Annotated in this window: 22 protein-coding genes and 2 pseudogenes; 17 read left to right on the top strand and 7 right to left on the bottom strand. The window is 33.4% G+C overall.

Going from position 1 to position 23,877, the window contains the following annotated elements:
- Positions 1 to 150 precede the first annotated feature (150 nt).
- Both ACIPKN_RS10025 and ACIPKN_RS10020 read left to right on the top strand, forming a co-directional pair.
- A complete protein-coding gene (locus ACIPKN_RS10025; protein ID WP_400935622.1) occupies positions 151 to 411 on the top strand; it encodes a hypothetical protein in 261 nt (86 codons plus the stop codon).
- Between the two features lie 385 nt (positions 412 to 796).
- Positions 797 to 1,204, top strand: a complete 408-nt coding sequence (locus tag ACIPKN_RS10020; RefSeq protein WP_248718782.1) for a GNAT family N-acetyltransferase — start codon at positions 797 to 799, stop codon at positions 1,202 to 1,204.
- Positions 1,205 to 1,304: 100 nt separating this feature from the next.
- Here ACIPKN_RS10020 and ACIPKN_RS10015 read toward each other — a convergent pair whose 3' ends face one another.
- Positions 1,305 to 2,045 carry a class I SAM-dependent methyltransferase gene (locus tag ACIPKN_RS10015; RefSeq protein WP_400935620.1) on the bottom strand — a complete coding sequence of 247 codons (741 nt, stop codon included), beginning with the start codon at positions 2,043 to 2,045 and terminating at the stop codon, positions 1,305 to 1,307.
- Positions 2,046 to 2,353: 308 nt separating this feature from the next.
- Here ACIPKN_RS10015 and ytaF point away from each other — a divergent pair, with 308 nt between their 5' ends.
- The 4 genes from ytaF (at position 2,354) to ACIPKN_RS09995 (ending at position 5,226) form a co-directional block, all read left to right on the top strand.
- Complete coding sequence (gene ytaF, locus ACIPKN_RS10010; RefSeq protein WP_185903405.1) at positions 2,354 to 2,983, top strand: sporulation membrane protein YtaF; 630 nt, start codon at positions 2,354 to 2,356, stop codon at positions 2,981 to 2,983.
- A gap of 99 nt (positions 2,984 to 3,082) precedes the next feature.
- A complete protein-coding gene (locus tag ACIPKN_RS10005; RefSeq protein ID WP_400935617.1) occupies positions 3,083 to 3,730 on the top strand; it encodes a DUF1232 domain-containing protein in 648 nt (215 codons plus the stop codon).
- Between the two features lie 30 nt (positions 3,731 to 3,760).
- Entirely contained in the window at positions 3,761 to 4,699 is a 939-nt protein-coding gene (locus tag ACIPKN_RS10000) for an LCP family protein (protein WP_400935615.1), read from the top strand.
- A gap of 314 nt (positions 4,700 to 5,013) precedes the next feature.
- Complete coding sequence (locus ACIPKN_RS09995) at positions 5,014 to 5,226, top strand: Ig-like domain-containing protein (RefSeq protein WP_400935888.1); 213 nt, start codon at positions 5,014 to 5,016, stop codon at positions 5,224 to 5,226.
- Between the two features lie 189 nt (positions 5,227 to 5,415).
- On the opposite strand, the gene nhaC is transcribed toward ACIPKN_RS09995, so the two are convergent.
- Complete coding sequence (gene nhaC / locus ACIPKN_RS09990; RefSeq protein ID WP_400935614.1) at positions 5,416 to 6,798, bottom strand: Na+/H+ antiporter NhaC; 1,383 nt, start codon at positions 6,796 to 6,798, stop codon at positions 5,416 to 5,418.
- Positions 6,799 to 6,920: 122 nt separating this feature from the next.
- Positions 6,921 to 7,688, bottom strand: a complete 768-nt coding sequence (locus tag ACIPKN_RS09985; protein ID WP_142507819.1) for a sulfite exporter TauE/SafE family protein — start codon at positions 7,686 to 7,688, stop codon at positions 6,921 to 6,923.
- A 398-nt stretch (positions 7,689 to 8,086) separates the two neighbouring features.
- On the opposite strand from ACIPKN_RS09985, the gene ACIPKN_RS09980 reads away from it, so the two are divergent.
- From ACIPKN_RS09980 to ACIPKN_RS09960, 5 genes are all read left to right on the top strand, one after another.
- Positions 8,087 to 8,707, top strand: a complete 621-nt coding sequence (locus ACIPKN_RS09980) for a DUF47 domain-containing protein (RefSeq protein ID WP_132363005.1) — start codon at positions 8,087 to 8,089, stop codon at positions 8,705 to 8,707.
- 15 nt (positions 8,708 to 8,722) lie between these two features.
- Positions 8,723 to 9,739: an inorganic phosphate transporter gene (locus ACIPKN_RS09975; RefSeq protein ID WP_142507818.1), complete on the top strand. Its 1,017-nt coding sequence runs from the start codon at positions 8,723 to 8,725 to the stop codon at positions 9,737 to 9,739.
- Between the two features lie 124 nt (positions 9,740 to 9,863).
- A complete protein-coding gene (locus ACIPKN_RS09970; RefSeq protein WP_400935886.1) occupies positions 9,864 to 10,037 on the top strand; it encodes a hypothetical protein in 174 nt (57 codons plus the stop codon).
- A gap of 32 nt (positions 10,038 to 10,069) precedes the next feature.
- The gene (locus ACIPKN_RS09965; RefSeq protein ID WP_400935611.1) at positions 10,070 to 10,243 is read left to right on the top strand and encodes a hypothetical protein; all 174 of its coding nucleotides are present in this window, start codon (positions 10,070 to 10,072) and stop codon (positions 10,241 to 10,243) included.
- Between the two features lie 111 nt (positions 10,244 to 10,354).
- On the top strand, positions 10,355 to 11,071 hold the full coding sequence (locus tag ACIPKN_RS09960) for a hypothetical protein (protein WP_400935609.1): 717 nt from the start codon (positions 10,355 to 10,357) through the stop codon (positions 11,069 to 11,071).
- A 349-nt stretch (positions 11,072 to 11,420) separates the two neighbouring features.
- On the opposite strand, the pseudogene ACIPKN_RS09955 reads toward ACIPKN_RS09960, so the two are convergent.
- Positions 11,421 to 11,658: pseudogene (locus ACIPKN_RS09955) on the bottom strand (IS110 family transposase); the annotation flags it as partial.
- 337 nt (positions 11,659 to 11,995) lie between these two features.
- Entirely contained in the window at positions 11,996 to 13,057 is a 1,062-nt protein-coding gene (locus ACIPKN_RS09950) for a hypothetical protein (RefSeq protein ID WP_400935607.1), read from the bottom strand.
- 282 nt (positions 13,058 to 13,339) lie between these two features.
- Here ACIPKN_RS09950 and ACIPKN_RS09945 point away from each other — a divergent pair, with 282 nt between their 5' ends.
- Positions 13,340 to 13,687 carry a hypothetical protein gene (locus ACIPKN_RS09945; protein ID WP_400935605.1) on the top strand — a complete coding sequence of 116 codons (348 nt, stop codon included), beginning with the start codon at positions 13,340 to 13,342 and terminating at the stop codon, positions 13,685 to 13,687.
- Positions 13,688 to 14,013: 326 nt separating this feature from the next.
- Positions 14,014 to 14,466, top strand: a complete 453-nt coding sequence (locus ACIPKN_RS09940; protein WP_400935602.1) for a GNAT family N-acetyltransferase — start codon at positions 14,014 to 14,016, stop codon at positions 14,464 to 14,466.
- Positions 14,467 to 14,858: 392 nt separating this feature from the next.
- On the opposite strand, the gene ACIPKN_RS09935 is transcribed toward ACIPKN_RS09940, so the two are convergent.
- Entirely contained in the window at positions 14,859 to 16,565 is a 1,707-nt protein-coding gene (locus ACIPKN_RS09935; RefSeq protein WP_400935600.1) for a methyl-accepting chemotaxis protein, read from the bottom strand.
- Positions 16,566 to 16,942: 377 nt separating this feature from the next.
- The gene (locus tag ACIPKN_RS09930; protein WP_400935598.1) at positions 16,943 to 18,061 is read right to left on the bottom strand and encodes a hypothetical protein; all 1,119 of its coding nucleotides are present in this window, start codon (positions 18,059 to 18,061) and stop codon (positions 16,943 to 16,945) included.
- Between the two features lie 174 nt (positions 18,062 to 18,235).
- Between ACIPKN_RS09930 and ACIPKN_RS09925 the strand changes: the two genes are divergently transcribed.
- The 4 genes and pseudogenes from ACIPKN_RS09925 (at position 18,236) to ACIPKN_RS09910 (ending at position 23,735) form a co-directional block, all read left to right on the top strand.
- The gene (locus ACIPKN_RS09925; protein ID WP_400935596.1) at positions 18,236 to 19,918 is read left to right on the top strand and encodes an AAA family ATPase; all 1,683 of its coding nucleotides are present in this window, start codon (positions 18,236 to 18,238) and stop codon (positions 19,916 to 19,918) included.
- 222 nt (positions 19,919 to 20,140) lie between these two features.
- Positions 20,141 to 21,211: a hypothetical protein gene (locus tag ACIPKN_RS09920; RefSeq protein WP_400935594.1), complete on the top strand. Its 1,071-nt coding sequence runs from the start codon at positions 20,141 to 20,143 to the stop codon at positions 21,209 to 21,211.
- Between the two features lie 81 nt (positions 21,212 to 21,292).
- Positions 21,293 to 21,445, top strand: a pseudogene (locus ACIPKN_RS09915) (GMP synthase (glutamine-hydrolyzing)); the annotation flags it as partial.
- 733 nt (positions 21,446 to 22,178) lie between these two features.
- On the top strand, positions 22,179 to 23,735 hold the full coding sequence (locus ACIPKN_RS09910) for an esterase/lipase family protein (RefSeq protein ID WP_400935592.1): 1,557 nt from the start codon (positions 22,179 to 22,181) through the stop codon (positions 23,733 to 23,735).
- Positions 23,736 to 23,877 lie beyond the last annotated feature (142 nt).

Raw genomic sequence — 23,877 nt, 5'->3', positions numbered from 1 at the left:
TTTTATGAACCTTCACAATTTGAGTGAAATCATGATTGTGAAGGGGTTTTTTTACTTTAAATTAAGGCGGTTTTCGAAAAGATTGTTGCTATTCAACTAACAGAGTTATTTAATGGAATAAAATGGTTTCTTAAATATATGTGGGAGAAAATGAGGGATAATTATTTTATCTTTGCAGTAATTTTATTTCTTTTATTAGTCGGTTGTTCACAACAAGAAACATTAACAAAGGCAGAAGATAACGCCTCGTATCTAGATATACCTACTAAGGAAAGTGCTTCAAAAGATGGTTATCCAACAAACGAAAATAAGCAAACCTATTGTCCTAATATGGGAGAACTAATGCTTGATGAATCTGACGAAGCAGTTAAATGTAATGAAGCCAAAGCAAGAGAAATTTCCAACAAATGATATTCTGTCAGAAGAGGTAATGATAGCAAAAGCACCATTTAAAAAAATAAATAAAAAGCGTCGAAATGGAATACATTAATTAATGTAGTTTGAAAACTAGAAGTTTGCTAAAAGTACATGTAAATCCATTAAATCCTCAAAATGATATGGGAGAACGTATATTACTAAATGAAAATATATATTCTTTTTGTTTACTTAAATTACTGGATATAACCAAGATTTATTCCTTGAATTTAATCAAAAAGTACAAAAAGAAGGATTTTAAGAACTTGAAATCGAATATCTTATAGTAATCCTAGAAATGTTTGGAGGTTTGCAATCTTGCTACTTTATTTTTAATATCATCTACCTAAAAATTAAAAAATAATTTAGGAGTTGATATAAGTTGATATACCAAAATTCTCTTGATGGAATTTCTTCTGAAATGTTGAATGGCTTTTTTGTAGATTGGCCGAATCCGCCTAATCCACAAACTCACTTAAAGCTGTTAACAAACAGTAGTAAGATAGTCATTGCTTTAGATGATCATACGAATCAAGTAGTAGGATTTATAACAGCGATTAGCGATGGCGTTTTATCTGCCTACATTCCGTTCCTTGAAGTTTTGCCGGAGTATAAAAATAAAGGTATTGGCAAGGAATTAGTCAAACAAATGTTAAAGGAACTTGAAGATATCTATATGATTGATTTATGTTGTGATGATGACTTAGTTCCTTATTATGAGAAGTTAGGAATGTTAAAATCAAACGGAATGCTCGTTAGAAATTACGAAATGCAGTCTGGAATTAAATAAAAATAAAGAAAAACGCTTGGATATTTTCAAGCGTTTTTACATGCTACGTTATTCATCAAAGCTTTCTTTCGATTTCATGTGTGAAAGGGCTGTTATTTTTTTATGGCAACAAAGCGTAATCAGCAAACCATTGATGATTCTGATAAAATTCTGACTGTAATAATTTTTCGGATTTTGCATAAATCTGTTCTTTATCAGTTTCTGATAAATGCTTTAGCATATTATTACTGAACATTTTTAGCCAATTACGTAACCCGTCTTCGCCTAGAAGCGGTGTTGGGCGCTCATATAGCGTAATCATTTCAACTGTCAATCCAGCGCCTTCTAATTTCGACTGATATTCTTCTAAAGTTGGAAAATACCACGGGAAGTAATCCTCAATATAAGAAAGTTTTAATTCCTCCATACTTTTTTGCAGTGCCCAAACAATAGAAGCAATATTACCGTGACCTCCCATTTCAGCAACGAAACGACCCCCTTGTTTCAGTGCATTGTAAATATTTTGAATGACTTCATCCGGCTGTTTCATCCAATGTAATGCCGCATTTGAAAAGACTGCGTCGAATTGATTTGTCAAGTTAAGGACGGTAGCATCCATTGTGTGAAACGTAATGTCTGGGTATTTTTGCTGTGCAGCGATAATCATGTCATGAGAGGCATCTATCCCTTGAATTTTGGCACCAAGAGCTGCAATTTCATGCGCTAAATCACCTGTGCCACAACCTACGTCTAAAATTTCTTCATTTATTTGTGGTGCAAGCAGATCTACTAAGCTCCCTCCAAATTTTGAAACAAAGCCATGCTTTTGATCATATAAATTGGCATTCCATATGGTTGTCATTTCCCCTCATCTCCTTTCTTTGAGCTTACCAAAAAGTTTAATTGAACAGAAGTGCGTAAAATGATCAGCTTTGATTCCATATTGGAATATAGAAGGGATAAACGCTGTAAATAATGCAATACCACTTTCTGACTAATACCCGTTGGCTTAATTGGTTCATTGAAACCGCTGAAAGCCAATATTTTTTTTTCATTCGCACACTTTATTGTGTTACCAAAAAAATGTTGTTTTTTTGTCAACGTTTTTCGGATAAATAGGTACCATTTGTCAATACGAGTAATATGATATAAAAAAATAAGGGATGTGGTATGATGACTTGGTTAATCATTTTGGCTTTTACTTTTTCATCTAGTATTGATAATTTGGGTGTCGGACTTTCTTACGGCATTCGAAAGATAAATGTTAGATTTGATAAAAATATTTTAATTTCGGTCATTTGTTTTCTAATGAGTATGGCAGGCATTACATTTGGAGTATGGCTGTCAAAAATTCTTCCAGGTATGCTTCCTGTCGTCATCGGAGCGATTTTATTATGTATAATCGGAATTCGGATTATTCTTTTGGCGAAACCGCGGAAACAAGAAACTTCAAAAGTGAATGGAAACAATGCTAATAATAATGTTCAAGATATTTTAAGAAATCCCGAGGAAGCTCAATTCAATAAGTCTGGGGAAATTGGATGGGGAGAGGCTGTACTTCTCGGCATTGCCTTAGCGGCGAATGCATTAACGAATGGTGTAGGTGCAGGTCTACTTGGTCTTTCACCACTTGTCATCTCGATACTTGCTGCAATTGGGAGTTTTATTACTGTTTGGTTAGGTGTCAAGTTAGGGAGTAAAGTAGCAGATGTTCGGATCGGTTCATTTACTGTAGGGCAATTTGGAACAATAATTAGTGGAGTAATGTTGATAATAATCGCTTTTGCTGCTTTCTTCTAATTAATTTGTTGACAAAATGTCAACGTAATTATACACTTCTTGAGAATGATCATTTCATGTTTGACAACTACTTTAGTCTGTAAGAAGGGAGAATCGAAAATGGCTGAACAGAGAAACAGTACACTTGGTTTATTGCTAAGAGGGTTATTGAAAGAACGTTCATTATCTATGCGGAAGTTTAGTGAACTTACTGGAATCGACACAGCTACGATCTCACGGATAATAAATGGTAAGAGAAATGCGACACCACAACATTTAGAAAAATTTGCAGACTGCCTTGATGTTCCTTTAATCAATCTTTTTGAAGCAGCAGGATACCCAATTGAACAGAGACAAGAAGAGTCAGAATCAGATTCAGATATTCATACCTCTGTTGACGCAATACAATCTCTTCTTAAATCTTCTAATGTTTATGATGATGAATTTTCGGTGTCTCATGTTGAACAGAAACTAGAAAGCTATGGACTCTATGCGCAAACAGAAGAAGGGAAAAATTCAATTCTTAAGGATTTTGACGAAAAAATTAAGAGTGTAGGAAGCATTGGGCCGTTTATAAGCAAATTAAAAGAGTTATATGAGAAGTTTACATTGGGGAAGGGAACCATTTTTGAACTAACCTTAATTGGAAGTACATTATTATATTTTATTATTCCAGTAGATGTTATACCGGATTATTTATTTCCTATTGGTTATCTAGACGATGCAATAGCTGTGCAACTTACTACAAAGGCATTACTAAAAAACTAACTTAGACTTAAGTGATAGGTGGATTTATTTATGAAAAGAAGCAAAAAGGGCCGTAAATGGCTAAGGAATTTGTTCTTAGCATTCGCATTAGTAATCGTAGCAGGGATTATTTATGGGGTTTATCAATATAATAGCGGATTGGCTATGGCCGACGATAGTCATTTAAAAGATAACGAAAAGGCGTTTGACCCATTTGAAGGAGCTGATGTGCAATTTGGTCAGATTAATGTGCTATTAATGGGAAGTGACGCTAGAGACGAGGATGGTAGATCGGATAGTTTAATGATTGCACACTATGATCAAACGACAAATGATGTCAAACTTGTTTCGATTATGAGGGATACGTATGTCGACATCCCAGATCACGGAATGAATAAAATAAATGCTGCTTTTGCTTTAGGAGGTCCTGAACTTGTAAGGAAAACAATTAAGCAAAATTTTGATATTGATGTAAATTACTACGCTCTTGTAGATTTTAAAGGATTCCCTAAAATTATAGATCTTTTAGCACCTGATGGGATAGAGGTTGATATTCCTTATGAAATGTCTCATGGAATTGGTATGACATTACATCCTGGGGAACAAGTTTTACATGGTAACGAGTTATTAGGTTATGTACGTTTCCGTCACGATCGCTTAAGTGATTTTGGGCGAGTGGAACGCCAGCAAGAGGTTTTGGGTAAGGTGAAAGAACAAATCGGTGTTTCGAGCTTAATGAATTTGCCAAAAATACTTGGCGTTGCAGATTCCTACATTGATACAAATGTTGATAATAAAACAATCCTTACAATTGCAAAAGGGATAGTAAAAGGAAACTCTAAAGGTATTGACACTTTACGAATTCCTGTTGCAGATGCTTATGAAGACAAACGTGTCAACGTAGGTGACGTCTTGGATATTGACTTAGATAAGAACAAACAGGCATTAGAAGACTTTTTATCATCAAAGGACAATGAAAAAAATGACTAAGATACTTGTTGGGACAAAAGGTAACAACAAAATTAAGTAATCAGCAGGGCAAAAATTAGAGTATGTTTTGAACAATTATTTCAAAACATACTCTTCTGTTATTTTATGGGTTCCTTTATCAGCAAATTACATTACCATCAGATTCGTGAAAATTCTCATATTAACGGATGAGCTAAATCACTTTTGCTACATCCAAAATTCCTTGTGCAAGCAAATCTACTAAACTATCTCCAACTAGGCAGCTATGGTTATATCTCTAGTCTGCTTCCTTTAACAAATATGCCAAATTTCACTGCACCTAAAAGCTCCTTGAAATAGATAAAGTAACAGTAAAACCTAAAACAGTTACAGGTACAACTGAAAAGAATGCTACTGTACAAGAACGGGGAAACATTATTAGGGGAAGCAAAAGCAAATTCACAGTGAAGATTAAAGCCAAAAAGGCAGGCACAAGCCTAACTGTTGAAGCTAAAGACAAGGATGGAAACAAAATTGAATCAACAGTTATAGAAGTTGTTTTTAAATAACAAACACTGCCATTTTATTGTGCAAGTAAAAAATGAAAAGGGCTGTCATAAAAGTGACTTTTGTGACAGCTTTCATTCTATCCAATGGTTTTCCGTAATAATAGATTAATTCCATAGTTTTAGATATTAAAGTACCACCTTGATCGGACTCTTAAAAAAGGTAGCTGACGAATTCATCAGCTACCAATCTTATTTTTCAAGCTTCGTTAATGTTTTACCGCTCCAACCAAAGATAATCGTCAAAATTGGTCCGAGTAGACAGAAGAAGGTAAAGGGCAAGTAAGTTGTTGTTGGTATATCTAGTACACTAGCAATGAAAATACCACAAACACTCCATGGAACAAGAGGGTTGACTACAGTACCTGCGTCCTCCATAACACGGGAAAGATTTTTAGGGGCAAGTCCAACCTTTGCAAACTGTGCTTTAAAAGCTTCACCAGTAAGTAGGATAGATAAATATTGCTCACCAATTAATGTGTTAACACCAATCCCCGTAATGGCAGCTCCTGTAATGACAGAGCCAGCGCTTTTAAATAAGCTCTCTACCTTCGCTAAAATACTTTGAATAATGCCGAGCGTAAATAATAGACCGCCCATTGTTAAAGCTAATAAGACTAAGGAAATTGTAAATAGCATACTGTTCATACCACCGCGACTCAGTAATGCATCCACGCCTTTATTCCCTGTAGAAGATACATAGCCCTCAAAAAGGATTTTAAAGACATTCGATAGTGCAATCGGTTCTTGTATGTAGGCAAGCCCGACACCAAGAATTGAGACGACTGCGAGTGTGATAAGTGCAGGCGCTTTGTAAAAAGTCATAATAACAAGAACAACAATTGGCAATAATGTATACCAATGAATAAGTCCAGTAGACAGTAATCCATCTTTAAATTGCTCAACTGTTTCAAATGAAGTATTTGCTTCTGTTGGTGATAATATTGCATAAAGGACGAATGAGATTACGAATGCTGGAATCGTTGTCCAACCCATATTTTTAATATGCTCGAAAAGATCGACGCCAACCGTACCAGATGCAAGATTTGTTGTATCCGATAACGGAGACATTTTATCACCAAAAAAAGCTCCTGAAACAATTGCACCGGCCGTTATCGCTAAAGAGATGTCCATTGCACCAGCAATTCCCATAAAGGCAACGCCCACAGTTGCTACAGTAGTTAAAGAACTACCAACAGAAACACCAACAATACTACAAATCAAAAATACGATTGCAAAGAAAAAACTTGGTGAAACAGTTAAAAAGCCGTAGTAGATAAGTGTTGGAATTGTGCCACCCATAATCCAACTCGAAATTAAAATACCAATAAAGAAGAAAATAAAAACTGCCCCAAGTCCAGCACTTGCACCAGCAATCATACCAGTTTCAAGCTCACGAAAAGGAACTTTTTTTAGTAATCCATAGGCAATTAAAAGTGAAATGACAAGAAAAATAGGTATATGGGGTGTTGCTTTTAAAAACCCAATACTGAGCGCCATCATGGCAATTATTAATAATATTATAAAGCTTGCCTCAATAAATCGAGGGTTACTCTTAGCTTCTATTCGAAACATACTAATCCTCCTACTTGTTACTTCTTCGCTTCAACGCGGTGAAGCCTAAAAGAATTATAGCACGCTAATAAATTTTGTCAATTGGCTGATAAATTTCATTGATGAAATTGGTAGTACTTTACTTAATGGGTGATGAAATAATCCCATGCATTTTTGACAATTAATGTACAAGTCATGATGATAAAAATAATACGCATCATTTTTGTCCCACGTTTCAGCGCAAATTTTGACCCCATTATCGCACCGAAAATCATAACGAAGCCCATAGGTAGACCGTATACAAAATTAACCTTTCCTAATAGTAAAAACATAGCAAGCGCGGCTAAGTTCGATGTGAAATTAAAGGCTTTTGCATTTCCCGCTGCTTGTAAGAAATCATTTCCCATCATTAATAAAAGGAAAATAAAAAAAGAACCAGTACCAGGCCCGAAGAAACCATCGTAAAAGCCAACAGCAGCAAAAACGCCGACGAAGGCTATTTTCTTAAGAGTACTTAATGATCGCTCTTCAGGTTTTTGACCCCAATCTTTTTTGAAAACCGTATAAGCTGTTACTAGTACGAGCATAACAAGCATTAGAGGCTTTAAAATAGTTGGAGATACGAGATGCACCGTATATGCACCAATGAATGAACCAATAAAAATAAAAGGCATTATTTTTTTATTCTTTTTCACATCAACTTTACCAGCTCGTAAAAAAGTTAACATGCTAGTCCCATTACTAATTGTATTGGCGAGTTTGTTTGTCGCAATAGCTGTACTTGGGGGTAAACCAACAGCCAAAAGCGCAGGTAACGAAATTAATCCTCCGCCACCGACAATCGCATTTAAAAAGGATGCGATAAAGCCAAGTACTAAAAGGATAACAAGTGATAGTAAATCGATGTCCATTTGTATGATACTCACATCCTTATTTGTAAGATAAACTTTTCTTATAACAGTACTGCGAATTGCAATAAATGACAATGGAGTTTATCTTTCATCATGTAAATATCGTTTACAATTCCTTAACATTGAAAACGAAGAAAAAATGAAGAAAAAATTGTTTTTTCAAGTATTTTTATAAAAATAAAAGAAAAAACGGTGATTTTTAAGGAAAATTGATATTTTTTGTTATCGAGTTTCCAACGTTTTCAACTTGGAAAAATACCTAAAAATAATTGTGGCGAATTTTATATTACATTTTTGTAAATTCAACTATTTTATCTTTAAAAATTTGTAGAACTATGTGAAAGTTTTGTTATGATGATTGCAGAAATCGACAATATTCATTCAACAGGAGGAACATGATGTTCAACTCAAACAAGCAAGATCCATTTTTCAAAGCATTATTAAACATTTCTAAAAACGTTAAAGAAGGTATTTATTACGCTCATAACGCACGTATTGAAAATATAGATTCACTAAAAGAAATCGCAGACACAATGAAGCGATATGAAACAAGTGGAGATAAATTGATTCACGAGCTTATCGTCATGCTTAATAAATCATTTATGACACCAATCGAGCGTGAAGATATTTTATCACTTGCCAATAAGTTAGATGATGTTATTGATGGAATGGAAGGCTGTATTGCTCATTTTGACATGTACAATTTAACAGAAGTTACAGACCCGATGCGCCAATTCTTAACATATATTGCGAAAAGTACAGATGAAATGGTCCAAGCAATGGAGCTATTAAATAGTAAAAAGCTTGTTGAAATGCGTAAACATGCTATTCAAATTAAGGACTATGAGCGTGAATGTGATGAAATTTTCCGCTCATCAATGAAGCAATTATTTATTCAAGAAAAAGACCCGATGCGCCTCATGGTATTCAAGAGTATCTATGAACAATTTGAAGATATTGCAGACTACTGTCAAACTGTAGCTAATACAATTGAAACAATAATTATGCGTAACGCGTAAGATGGAGAGTACGAAATGGATACGATATTACTGATAACAATATTAGTCGTTATATTCGCGCTTGTGTTCGATTTTATTAACGGCTTCCATGATACAGCCAACGCGATCGCAACTTCTGTATCAACAAGGGCTTTAAAGCCACGTACAGCAATCTATATGGCTGCGATTATGAACTTCATCGGAGCTATAACATTCGTTGGGGTAGCAAAAGCATTAACAAAGGATATTGTTGACCCGTTCAGCTTAAATACTTTTACTGGAGATACTACAGGTTCTGTCGTTATTTTAGCGGCATTATTATCAGCGATCACATGGAATTTAGTAACGTGGTACTTTGGAATTCCATCTAGTTCATCGCATACATTGATCGGTTCTGTGGCAGGTGCTGCAATCGCGGCAGCCGGCTTTAATGCCTTGAACTACAGTGGCTTTATAAAAATCATTCAAGCGCTTATTTTCTCACCATTACTTGCGTTTGCAGCTGGTTTCTTAATGATGTCTTTATTCAAAGTACTATTTAAGGATATGAATTTATATCGAACGAATAAAGGCTTCCGGACAATGCAAATTGGTACAGCAGCTTTACAATCATTTACTCACGGTACAAACGATGCGCAAAAGGCGATGGGGATTATTACGCTCGCTTTAATCGCAGGAGGCTTGCATCACACAGATGACATTCCTTTCTGGGTACGTTTTGCAGCAGCATGTGCAATGGGTCTTGGTACATCTGTAGGTGGTTATAAAATCATCAAAACAGTCGGTGGCAAGATTATGAAAATCCGTCCAGTAAATGGGGTTGCAGCAGACCTTGCTTCTGCATCCATCATCTTCGGTGCAACATTAATTCATTTACCAGTTTCTACAACACATGTTATTTCTTCATCTATCATGGGAGTAGGAACAGCACACCGTGTAAGAGGTGTTAAATGGGGCATGGCACGAAAAATCGTGACAACATGGGTAATCACCATGCCAATTTCCGCAGTCATGGCGGCAGCTATTTATTTCATATTAAGTTTATTTTTCTAACATAGTGGGGGGAATGCACAAATTGCGTGCATTCCTTTTTTTGTTTAATTAATTCGAAATGGATTGACAGAAAGACAGGGTAGAGCATGGAAAGAAAAGGCGAAGCGACGGAAAGGCAGATGAAATCAATAACTATAATGAATTAGAAGTCGATTATAAAGAAATTAAGAGTGGCGGTAGTATTACTCATTTTGAAATCTTTTGGTCTAAGGGCGAGGTGATTAGTGCAGCGGGTGCAAATCAACTGAATGAAATTCACAAGTACTTTAATGCGATTATGGAAGATATATTTAAATAGGTATGACTGATACCGAGAAACGGGATAAAGGATTGAGTATATTAACATCGGCCAAGGGAATTGAACAAGAAATAGAATCCGAAGAAGTCTCTGCATCCATGGCTGATTTTCTTATTACTAATTTAAAGAATATGCTGGCTCAAATGTTGAAGAAAATAGAAAATCACCCCAGTAACAGGAGTTTTATGATTTATATAGATACATGAGTAATGGAGAAAAGATAAGTGAATTTACTTTATAAGCTAGACTAACTATGAACTATTATTTTTGAGGTTAAAAATAGTTAAAAGAAATCAAAGACTAAAAGGAGAATGGTTATGCCCCATGCACTAAATAAAGATAATAATAAAATTGCTGTATTCTGTGAGGAAGTTTTAGAACTAGAAAGTGCAAAACTCCCTGATGAATATTATTACTCAAGTCTTCCACTTTGTGTTATTGACTCAGTATTTTCTATAGGTGTTCGGTATGAAGGGGTTAAAAATACTGTAAATAGGTTTTGTAGTTATTTTAAACTTAATAAGGAACGCTTTGGAACCGAAATTCCTGAAATAAATGAACAATTTTCAATTGAACAATTTCTATGTTCTTTTGAAAGTTTAGAATTAGAAATATTTGTGAGCGATGTATTCAAGAATAAGCAAAGAACCTCCCCAACAAACGGCATATTAAAAGCAGAAGCAGTTTATTTATTCTGTAAAGTCTTAATTAAGCATGGAGTAAACTATTTACAAGATGTAAAAAAAATATACGGTAATGAAGAATTTGAAAAAGAAATTAGAGCCATACCAGGTCAAAAAAGTGGTATTTCACTTGTTTATTTTTACATGTTAGCTGGAGATGACCAGTGGATAAAACCTGATAGAATGATAGTACGATTTTTAGAAAAAGCGCTTCAGAGAAAGGTTAAGATTGAAGAAGCGCAAAGTTTATTAGAGGAAACTACTAAAATACTTATAAAACAGTATTCGAATATTACCCCACGATTACTTGATTATCAGATATGGAATTATGAAAGAAATAGCAGTAATTAAACTAAACTGCTACTCATTAATGTTCTTAATAAAGACGACTATCTCAATATAAAAAAATCATTTAGATACACAACGGTGAACCGTATCATAAGTAAGAACGGTTTTTAGAGGAGTATCATTCATATAAAGAATGATACTCTTTAATTTTAATTTAGAATCAGTCTCTTTAGAAAGAGATATATTGAAATAACTATTTGTGAATGAATACACTTAAACTAAACCAGCTAATAGAATGTCAAGAAAAACATTGATAATCCAAAAACACTTCATGTTATACTAAAAATGCGCAAGACAAATAACCCTCCTCATTCAGTGTGGAAGGTTTTTATTTTATTTGAAAATGCTGTTATTAAATAGTTTCCTGGAATGCTGCTTTCGTTTTTAACATCGCATAAATCCAGTGTAAAAGCTTATTAGCACAAGCAATAATGGGCTACTTTATACGGCTTTCCTTCCTCACGTTTTAAATCGTAGAAGGCTCGTAATCGTTTGTTTCGGGCAATAGTTTCAACTGTTGTTTTCTTTTTACGGCTATCTCGAATGGAACAGCGAACGGCTGTATAAAGCATATGGCGAAGCCTAGCTGAACGGTGCAGTTTAGTTGACGAAGGAAAAAATTACATATATGAAATAAGGCAATACATTGTTAAGGTTTGAGGTTAAATATTCTAAGGAAAAATCTTTAGGACGAAGGGAAGTAACTTAATGTGGGGATGGGGAGAGATTCTTTCAGGTTTTATCCTTATAGATAAAGCTCAAATAATTAGTGATACCCAATTTTAGCAGTTTTACCGTTTTCCCTAGTTTTACGTTGCAAGATGTTTCTGAATGAATATTTTATTATGATATGTAGAGAACCCTGTAGCTCATCGGAGAATTTACGATAAGCTACAGGGTTCCTTATTTAACGAGAAATTCTTTAAATTACTCTGTAATCAGTATCGCCGCTGGGGTGTTAAGCGAGCCAGCTGTAGAAGTATAGACTGAATGTGTAACACTAGTTCCTTTAGGTACAGTAAATGTAGCAATCCGAACACCTTGGGTATTGGAAGACAGTGTAGGAACACCGTAAGTTGGACCATTGTTCCAACGTACAGCGCCGCCGTATGAACCTCCACGACCTGTCAAATATACCTTTAATGTCTTATCGGCTTGAGTTGGATTTTTGAAAGTGATATTCGCCTTGTAAATAACACCATAATGCCCCTTATTAGTTGCTACAGCATCGCCAGGCATATAGCTAGTGTCTTTAGTCATTAAGTTGTCATTACTTCCATTATTTATGGAGAAACTTTTATTGCCGTCTCCGACAGTATATAGAGCAGCATCGCCACCTGAAGTACCAAAGCCGTCGATATTGGAAAAGTTCCAAGAACCACGCGGATGAGTCCCAACTGGTGACACAACAGCATTTTGATTACTACGAAGATCGGCAGTAGTACTTTTAGCAGCTACTGTTCTGACTTTATAAGACATTGGAGAACTAGACGATAACGTAAACTCAATAATTCCACCCACCAAATAACCATTTGGTACTTTCCATTCTTTAACTAATCCAACTTTCCCTGCTGCAATGGAACTATCAACCGGAGAACTAGGCGTTAATGTATTTCCGAGTAAAGCTTTTGCGGCACATTTCCCATGAGCTACAAAACCGGTAATAGTATCGATACAGTCTTTAACACCAGAGACTTTATAAGTACTGTCACTTGAACCATTACCAATGGTAATACCGAACTTGATAGTCGCACCTGTGTTATTTAGATGCCAAACAAACATTCGATAAGTTACACTCGGTAATCCAGATGCAGTATCTGCCCAAAGCGTTGCGTAACCATTAGTGAATGGAACAGAGCTATTAATAGTTTCTGGATTATCAGACAAGAAAAAACGTTGATTATTACTTGTTTTACCGTATAAGTTTAAAGATGGTAAAACATTTGGGATTGTCACAGCAGTTAAATCAGATTGAGAACATGAAGCCATAATTATTTCCTCCTAAAAGTTATTTGAGATGTGAGACCAGTAGATGTCGTTGATTAAGGTTATCCACGATTTCTAGCTCTCATATAATTAAAGTGATTAAGAGGGGGAATAAAACAACCTTCATTTTATTTTTTTATGCAATCGATTAGGTTACTTGGGGTGCTTTACTTGAAGATCATTGAGTTGCATATGCAGCTCTTTTTTTTATTGAACTAAAGGAGTAGAATAGTTTAACAATTTAAGTGGATTTTTATAGTAAAATATATAGTGAGGTGGGGGGATTTGTTCAAAGGAGAAAGAAAATTTATAAATAGTTTATCTAAAAGAACTAAATTTGTTTCTTTAGGCGTAATCATAAGTTTTTTGAGTATTTTTATTGTGGATTTTTCCTTTATATTTTTCTTGATATGTTATTTGCTTGGAGTATTTTTAATCTTTATCAGTGTATTCATTGGTATAGAGAAGTTTAATAAAAACGTAATAGGAGAGATAACTTCAAGTTTTGGATTAGTATTGATTATGTTAGGGGTATTTGCACCTTTGGGAATTAACCCTAACTTCTATTATGTTCAGATAATAGGGATTTTTTTTATGTTACTAGAGAGTCTAGGAAAGAAAAAAGGTTCTTAAAATAAAGAGAATATTAGAGAAGGACAGATATTAGAACTATGGAAAGTATGGATTGGTCATGACGATAATGAATTAAATATACCGGATATATGTTATTATGAAGAATTATCTCTAAATCATTTAGTACAAATGTACAATTGGAACCATGGAAAATATAAAGAACAATATTGTATAGTATTAGAAAGATAAAAATATAAATAGTTCTAATTGAACTAATGGGGTGCGATTGTTCAATTAGAGAAATCGCTTTTTCACTAACGGACAGATTAGTTTAAGAAACAATGATATATTATCAAAGAAGTAAGAGGTTAAAAAAGGAGATTAAAATGGATATTAGGAAACTTAATAAAGATGAAAAACTTCCAATGGAATTGTTGCTATTGGCTGACCCTTCAAGAGAAATTATTGAGGAATATGTCAATAGAGGCGAATGTTTTGTAGCTGAAATCGAACAGCAAATTATTGGAGTTTATGTATTACTTCCAACAAGACCAGAAACAGTGGAGCTGGTGAATGTTGCAGTCGTAGAGGAACAACATGGTAGAGGTATAGGGAAACAGTTGGTAATGGATGCAATTAAGGTAGTTAAGACAAAAGGATACAAAACAATAGAAATTGGAACTGGAAATTCAAGCATTGGGCAATTGGCTCTTTATCAAAAATGCGGTTTTAGAATAATTGGTGTTGATATGGACTTTTTTGTTAAGCATTACCCAGAAGAAATTTTTGAGAATGGTATTCAGTGCAGGGATATGGTTCGTTTATCTCAAGATTTATAAAGGTTCTTTCATTGAGAGAAAGGTTATAGAGGAACCACTTTGGAAAGTTTGTGAAAATGCATTAAATAAATTTCTAAATAAAAATGGAGAAGAAAAAAGGTATTTAAATAATGATTATTAGATTTACCAATAAATGTAGTAATTGAGAAAGCTATTCCTTCATACTTAAAAGCTTATATCTTTTACTTAGATAGGTATCCAGAATTAGAGAGTGATTCAAAATTTAACGATTTATTTAATTGGTATATAGGACTGGCTTAATATAATAGAAGAAGCGGTTTAGATCAAAAAATAATCTTGCCGCTTCTTTTTATATGACTGAAGTTTATTCCTTAAAAAATGTACAAAGTTACACTTAAATGTTAAGAGTGGTGCTGTCTCCGTTTATGAGATTATACACGGAATTGAGCTGCCAATTCCCTTAACTCCTCTGCCAAGTTTGCAAGTGCATAAGCAGATGATGAAATTTCCTCCATTGATGCCGTTTGTTCTTCAGTCGTAGCAGAAATACTCTCTGTGCCTGCTGCGTTAGATTTAGTTATGGAGTGGATCGTATTCATACTGCCGACAATTTCTTCGGCGCCTGCTGCCATTTGTTCGACTGCTGCAGATACTTCTTCTACCTGCATCGTAACACTTTGAATGGCACCTTGAATTGAAGCGAAAGTAGTACGTGTATTTTCTGTTGTTTTAATTCCTTCATTAACTCCCGCTGTTACTAACTTCATTGATTCAACAGCCATTTGAGTATCTTTCTGTGTCTCTGAAATCAACACTTCAATTTGGTTTGAAGAAACAGCAGACTGTTCTGCTAATTTTCTAACCTCATCTGCAACGACGGCAAAGCCCTTCCCATGCTCGCCAGCACGTGCGGCTTCAATTGCGGCGTTCAGGGCAAGGAGATTTGTTTGTTCAGCAATTGCTGTAATCGAATCAATAATTTGACCGATTTCATTAGAACGTTTTCCTAACAAGTCGACAACGTCGGATAAGCCTTTTACTTGTTCTGTGATGTCTATCATTTGTTGATTCATTTGATTTGCAGCATTCATACCATTTATCACTAGGGATAAAGAATCTCCAGAAAGTTCGCTTACAGCTTGAGCATTTCCAGCCACTTGTTGAACACCTGTCGAAAGCTCATTAACGGTATTGACTGTGTTGGAAACACTATTCAGTTGCTCTACTGATCCATGAGCGATAGTTTCCATCGTATTTGCAACCATCTCTGTTGCTTTTGTAGTTTCTGCTGCATTAACATTTAACTCTTCAGATGCTGAGGCTACATGATTAGCAGTTTCAGTCACTTTTATTACTGTATTACGAATATTATTAATCATCGTGTTAAATGATTGTGTTAATTGACCGATTTCATCTTTGGATGAATATGTACCTTGGACAGTCAAATCACCGTTGCCTGCCTTTAACATATTTGCCTGTAACTCTTTAACTGGATTCACAATTAAGCGTGCAATCCATGTTGCCAATGTAATAAAGAAAATAATGGCCACAACAGAGAGAATGGAAGCAATAAGCATAGTAGTGAATAGACTTTGTTTATTTTCTTCATTCAGTTGATTGGCATCTTCAGAACCTTGAGTCATAAGATCGCGTGCATCACTTGCCATATTCTCAGCAAAATCATCTAAAATTGTGGTGTAAATAGAATAGGCTTCTGCGTTTCGGTTCTGACTAGCCAAATCAATAACATCTGCCATAGTGCTAAAATAACTATCAACATTGGATTTAAGAGATTTTAACATTTTTTGTTCATCTTCATCTCCTTTGTAAATGGTTTCAAATTTCATGATTGAGTCTTTAACACTTTCAGCTCTCTCGGAGATCATTGTCTTTAGCTCAGCATTATCATTTGCTTCCGTAGTAATCATGAGTTCTAAAACGAAAGAATCCATCGCACGAATATCAGTTCGAGCTTGACCGATATATTGAATTGGCAAAAGTGATTCGTCGTACATTTCACTAGATTTTTTTGCCATATCGTTCGTGTAATAAAAACCGCCACCAGAAATAAATAGCAAAAATATAACAGCGGACGTAATAAGCGTTAGAACTTTCTTTTTAATCGATAAGTTTTTCAAAATATTTCCTCCATCAGCTCAAATATCTTCGAAAAAAGTGGGATATAGTAATAACATTGGATATATTGAGTAATTTAGATTTTGTAATAATATATCATATTTAAGATTTAAATAAGAGAAGAGAGAATTATGGGATTTTTATGAAAGATGAAGAGTTACAGCTTATTGCAATCGAGTTCACTCGGAGAAAATTCAAATAAGGGAACACGAAATTACCGTATTTGTAGGGCGTATAGTAAGGCTGTTTGAATAGGAAAGTGACTAAATCATCATCTGTAGTGGCCAAAGCGTACTGTACTGATCTATAAGGAAATAAGAAAGGGGTTAATCCCTAAATCATTGTTAATGACTGTTTGGATAACCCCGAAATATATTTATTATTGCTTTGGAAGATAAACTTTACCGTTTATCGTTACTTTAGATGCTGAAATAAGAATTTCTTTATTTGCTTTATAATATGGATCTAAAATTTTATCGATAGCAACCCATTTTTCATTAGCTTTTTCATCGTCACCTGTTTTAGCAAGAGCTGTTGCTTCTTCATAAAGCTTTTTTAATTGTTTTTGATCATTTGCCTTGATTTCGAAATCAAAGTCAGACAAGTAATCTTCAAAGCTAAGTGGCTTAAAATAAGGAGTAATCATTTCATCAAATTCACCCCATAGCTTTTCAGATAATTGATCATTTTTATCTTTATCAGCTTTTTTAGCATCATTGTATAAAGCTTTTAGTTTTGGCATGGCTTCAGCCGGAATATCTAATTCCAAATCTGAGATGTATTCTTCAAATGTTAACGGTGGATTTAGAGCATCTAAGTAAGGTAGAAGAACCTTCTGGAATTCATCAAATTTTTCTTGTGCTTTTTCCTCTTTACCAGATTTCTCTAGTTTTACCCACTGTTGATAGATACCTTTCAATTGTTTTTGAACATTTTCTTTAATAACTATATTTTTTTCACTAAATCCATACGCTTCAATGAACTCTTCAAAGGATGCAGGTACCCAGCTAGCTAAAATATAAGGCTTTGTGATTTTATCCATTTCAAGATTAATTTTATCCATTTCATCATATTTCTCTTCTTTTTCTAACTTCTTCGTTTGATTAAACAACTTTTCTAATTTTGCTAGGTCTTCTTTTGTTATTTCTTTAGGTAAGCTTTTTTTATATACGTCAAACGTATAGAAGTCTGAATAATCTTGTACTAAGCTACCTTCTACAGAGATTTCTTGACCTTCTACTAAGTTCATTTTTTCTAATTGCTCATCTGAAAATTTCTGCATTCCAATATAATAGTTTTTGCCGTCTTTCCCTTTAATTGTGATGCTATCTCCGTAAACGCCTTTAATTGTTCCTTTAATTTGTTGCTCAGCTTTAACAGTTATTTCGTTTGTTGTTTTTGCTGATGCTGCCTCAGCTTGATGTGGTGTGAAGACAGCCATTCCTATTGTTAGTGCTGATACAATCATCCAAGATTTTTTAGTTGTTTTTTTCATCATTAATTTCTCCTTTTATTTAAATGGTTTAGTTACTAATTATTGGACGACTTTCCAACTGAAAAAGTTAGTTAAAATTTGAAAAAATTTTTTAAATGGTTGGAAGGTATAGATCAATACTTAAAATCTTCCATTATAATAATATATATAACTTTACAATACTGAGGGAGGGTAAACGTGAGATTAGACTTTATTTGGTTTAATAAGTATAAACAATTAGAAGATTTTCAGGCTAACTTTGGAAGTGAATATTTTTACGCATTTAATATTATTGATGATATGTGGATTGTCGAGAAAAGTGATTCATATATAGAAGGTTTTTTTTATTCAAAACAAAATGTAAGTGTAAGTGCTATAGTAGGTGAAAACGGTGTAGGAAAGTCTACAGTATTGGATTTTATAACAGATTTGTTTAATAAAAATTTAAAAAATGTTAATTACTTTGTTGCCTTTGATTACAAGGGAACTAAGATCATTGTTCAAAATATTTATAAAGATGTTGAGAAGATAAATATAATTAACAAAGAATATTTAGCTGGCAATTATGTGATTTATTTTGATAATAATTACAGTGGTACATTCCCAAATGTAATTTTCTTTTCGAATGTTTTTGATGTTAGATACTTAAAGAAAATTAGTACAATCGAAAATTTTCCTAAAAAGTTTTCCGACATATCTACTAATTTTCTGTTAGGCTCAAATGGAAATAATATTGTTGAATTTCTAAATTTAGAGTTTAATAAACAAATATATTTTATTTATGACTTTATTGATGAGTTAGAAATAATGGGCATTCTTAAAAAGCCAGAGTATATAAAATTAAAGATTATCGAGAATGAAGATTATGAATATGAGGATCTTTTAGATGATTCTACTTTTAACTTTGATAAAAAGATATTTCAATGGTATTTTGGTTTTTTATCAGAACAAGAGTTGAAAAGTATTACGGAAGTTAAACGAGAATTTATAGTTAAAGTACTAAGACAATATATTTATGTCTTAGATAAGGAATTAGATGTTTTTAGAAAATCTTACAATACATATATTCCACCTATACCTGAGATTTATGATGGTACAGTATTTGAAATGTTAGATGATGTACTAAAAATGTTCTATTTGGAAGTTGAGTACGAAGAAGATGACATTTTTAGTTTCTTACCCGTTATCATTCAGGCATATATTTTCGAGGTTACTGCTGATGAAGATGTTGAAGAATGCTATGCTTTGACAAAAAGTATTATAAATAAAATTACAGACATCTCTAATAAAGCCAAAAGATTTATTAAAAAGATTATTAAACTTGATATTTTATTTTTAAATGGGGATTTAGAAAATTCCGTAGAAAATATTGATAATATGTATATAAAAACAACAAGTATTATTAAGCCATTTATAAATCTATATGAGGAAATATATATAAATAATAACATTTTAAATTTTTCGTGGACTCAATTAAGTAGTGGGGAATACAGTATTTTAAGTTTGTTTGGCAGAATATATGATACTTATAAAAAAATAAAGAATAAAAGTTCTGATTTAGATAGCATTTTACTTCTAATTGATGAAGGGGATTTATATTTCCACCCACAATGGCAAAAGGACTGGCTTTATTACTTTTTAGAGTTTATAAATAAGATTTTTGAAGAAGACGTTCAGATAATAATTACAACACATTCACCGTTAGTGCTTTCAGACTTCCCAAACTCTAATGTTTTATTTATGGGCGGAGATGAAAATAATGGTTTTCAACTGGAAGGTAGTTCAAGAACACTTGGTGCGAATATATTAGAGTTATTTGCGAACTCCTTCTTTTTGAAAAATGGGTTAGTTGGTAGATTTGGGAAAAATAAAATAAAATAAATAAAGTTACAAGAGAATTGATAGAGTCTTCACCTAAAAACATTGTGAAGAATAAAGAAAGATTTAAAATATTCATTGATAACATAGGTGAACCTTTGGTTAGAAATAACCTAACAGAAATCTTTAAAAGTAAAATTGAATTAGGCATTCACAGTGAAATTGATGAAAGAATTAAGGGTTTGGAAAATGAAATTAAGGTCTTAAAACAAATGAGGTCGGAAAATGATTGAATTGTCTATTACACCTTCAATTGTGAAGCAGCATAAAGATTGGATATTTGGAGAAAATGCACAAGATGATGATAGATTATACAAGAAACTAAATTTTTTAGTTGATAACGAGGTAGTTCCAGATATTAAGAATGTATTTAAATTTATATTTGATAATCTGAGTAGTATCATTTCGGGTGATTTAGAATCTTTGGATAGTATTATTAACAGATATGAAGCAATAATGAAAGACTTTAGAAATACTGATTTAAAGGAAAAGTCAAAAGTAAGAGGCAGAAATATATATCAAGGAGCGAAAGAAAGGAAGTTAATTAAACAACTTAAAGAGGTTTTTGTTAATGAGTATGAATACTTTTATAGTTCGAAGAATTGGAATGCATATATTTTCCTAAAGGAACTAGGTGTATCGATTTGTCCTTATTGTAATTCACAATTCCTTTTTCTTTACAATGAAAAAGGGAGAAAGACTCGCGCTACTCTAGACCATTTTTTTGATAAGGCAACTTACCCTTTTTTAGCAATATCGATTTATAATTTAGTCCCTAGTTGTAAAGTGTGCAATTCAGATTTAAAATCAACTAAATTATTTCATTTAGGTAAAAATTATTCTCCATATGAACGAAATATAGTAGAAAACATGCGTTTTAAAATTGACGTAACAAGTGTGAAAAAAAGCTCGAAGTTGATTAATGAATATAGTGAAATAGATTACTATGAAATGTTTATAGGGAATAGCACGGAATTTAAAATTGATATTGAAATTAATACTGAAGACGAGATGAAGAAGTTGAAGATTAAAGGCAATCTTGAAGTTTTTAGGATTGTTGATTTATATAATAAATATCATAAAAACTATGTGAAATCCCTAATTAGAAAAAGTCATATTTATAACAAAGTTTATTTATATTCATTAATGAATACTTTTGAGTCAATATTTTTAAATGAAGAAGATTTATACAATGCGATATACCCCAAAATAACTGATGATAAAAACTATATGTTAGCAAAGCTTTCTAGAGAAATTGCAAAACAACAGTTGGAATTTTTAAACTCTCACAATTAAATTAATAGTAGTTATATTATTGTTATTATAAATTTTTCATGCTACTAATTTAATGGTTGAAATTAATCAATGTTAAATTTAGTAAGTATCTGTACTGTATTATCTATTGACGGTATAACTTCTGACTGGTCATGTATCCCATGGGATGTACTAGAGAAAATCTCTGCACCGATAGTAAATGTTAAGCGCGTAGTGTATGACATTATAGCTAAGCCACCTGCAACGATTGAGTAACTATGTTTGCACCGAGTTTGTATTAAGAAATGTTCTAAATGAAATAATAGATAAATGGGATGGACTTTAAAACCTGAATATTAAAACGTTACCTAAATGGTGAAGTTTTTTTGTTGTATCTTTTGAAAACCCCTTGCTATGCTGAAGTGACCCGTAAAAGTCAGACACAAAATCTAACTTTTACGGGTTGTTTTTATGATCAAATTTACTTCAGATGAAAAAATAAAAATCATTCTACATTATATAAATGGACAAGAAAGTATCCATCATATTGCTCAAGAAGAAGGGGTTAATAAACCAGAATAAAGAACTTGGACTCGTTTATATGAACAATATGGTGCTGAATTTTGGTCGTTTCGCTCTATGCTATTTTTTTGTCTAAATTAGAAGGAAATCATTTCCTTTTTGTAGAATGTTGATATAGATGGAAGGTGGGGGTAGTTTGTCTCTGTATGGAAATACATCTTTGAAGACATTATCATTAATACCTATTAATCAAAACCTATTTTTGTAGACTTTGCATATAGCTGATTATCTCTCAAGTGATCAAGGATGGCACTAACAAATGAGACAATACCGATACACCTTAAAAGTACTTGGTTACACAAGATATGTCTCGCAAAGGAATCCGTTACGATAATGTAGTAATCAAGTGTTTTTTTGAATTATGGAATCTGAATTGCTTTTCTACAGCTTTATGAACTTCATTTATAATGATTAGGAGGAAAACAATTTGAAAAAAATAGTTTCGTTATTTGTAATGGTCACAATTATTCTTTTTTCTACTCCAGATGTTTTTGCCTCAAACCAGGTTGAACCTTATGGATTGAAGCTACCAGGCGAAAGCTTTACTCCTGGAGAGTGGTTTCTAGGGGAAACTCCACCTAATATTGATCCGAATAAGCCACCTATTGTTTTCGTTCAAGGGAAAAATGGTAACGCTACAAGTTGGTATGGTAATACAGAATATTACGGTCTTAATGACATGTATACAAAAGCTTATGAAGCAGGGTATCAAACTGTATTTGTTCAATTATACGATGCGGCAGGTAACGGTTCTTATAGTCAATACGCTAATGGAAAATTATTAGCCTCTATGTTAAAAGAAATCAGTCAACATTTTCACGGAGAAAAATTAAATATAGTCGCCCATAGCAAGGGTGGGCCCGATACCCAAGCAGCATTAGTTCTTAATAATGCTCACTCGTACGTGGGTAGGGTGTTTACTTTAGGTTCCCCTCATTATGGATCAGAGTTAGCTGATCTTGCATATAGCTGGTGGGCAGGTTGGCTAGCTACATTACTCGGTCAAAAAGATGATGGAACTTTTTCACTTCAAGTTGGGGAAATGGAACACTTTCGCTCACTAATAGACAATCACCCCAACGTAAGTAAGAACAACTATTATACAATTGCTGGCACTAATACAGGACCATTTCTATCTGCACTCTGGATGGGTGGGCTATATCTTTCCGATCCAAATGATGGATTAGTCAAAGAGGCAAGCACTAAATTATCTTACGGAACACATTTATTTACCGATGCCTCACTTGACCATGACCGTATTCGCATGGGATCTGCGGTATTTTCTAGATTGGAACAGTATCTACAGTCTGCTTCTACTGATCGTATCATTGCAAACAAAGAATACTTTTCTCAATCTGATACCTTTCAAGAGTTGGATGCGTCTCATTATTTTTATGGAGGAAAGTTGCAATCGTCAAATGATGTGACACATTCTTTCTATGTGGATACTGCACTCGATAATGTTAAACTGTGGACTGGATCAACTAGTGATAAAATAGAGTTGGTAGCTCCTTCAGGGAAAAAATATACCAACCAGACAATCGAATCATTGGAGGAAGCCTCCTTCTTTAATGGCGTAGTACCTCATATATTTACTGACATTATTTCTGAGAAGGGAGAATGGAAGATAAATATAAGCACACAGGCAGGAGATAATGCGTATTTACTGGCAGTTCAACACGGGGGTCCATCTTTGATTAAGGTGAGCATTCCGACAGTGGCATTAGAAACGAATAATATCATTACAGTGCAAGCGAATCAACAATTACAAAAACTTACTTTCGATGTAAAAGTACTAGATCCAACAGGTAAAGACATTGCTTCTTCACTACAATTGCAGAAGGTTAATGAACAAAACTTTATGGTGAATTTTCCAGATAATAAAGAGTCTGGTGTATATAATATAACTTTAAATATTTCGGGTGAAACGTTACAGGGTGAGCCATATAAAAGGACTATTGTTCGTTCTAAGTATATAAAATAGTCATATACAATATAATTTCAAAAATAGTTTATAAGTGTAAATGACACTAAAAAACTATTTTTGTACTCTGAAGGGTAAATTCTAATTATTTATCAAAACAATTTAAAGCTAATTCCTTATACAATTCGGTAAAGAAAGCTTT

This window comes from Lysinibacillus sp. NPDC086135, assembly GCF_044746345.1.
Classification (GTDB): Bacteria; Bacillota; Bacilli; order Bacillales_A; family Planococcaceae; genus Lysinibacillus.
This window is presented reverse-complemented; position numbering and strand designations above follow the sequence as displayed.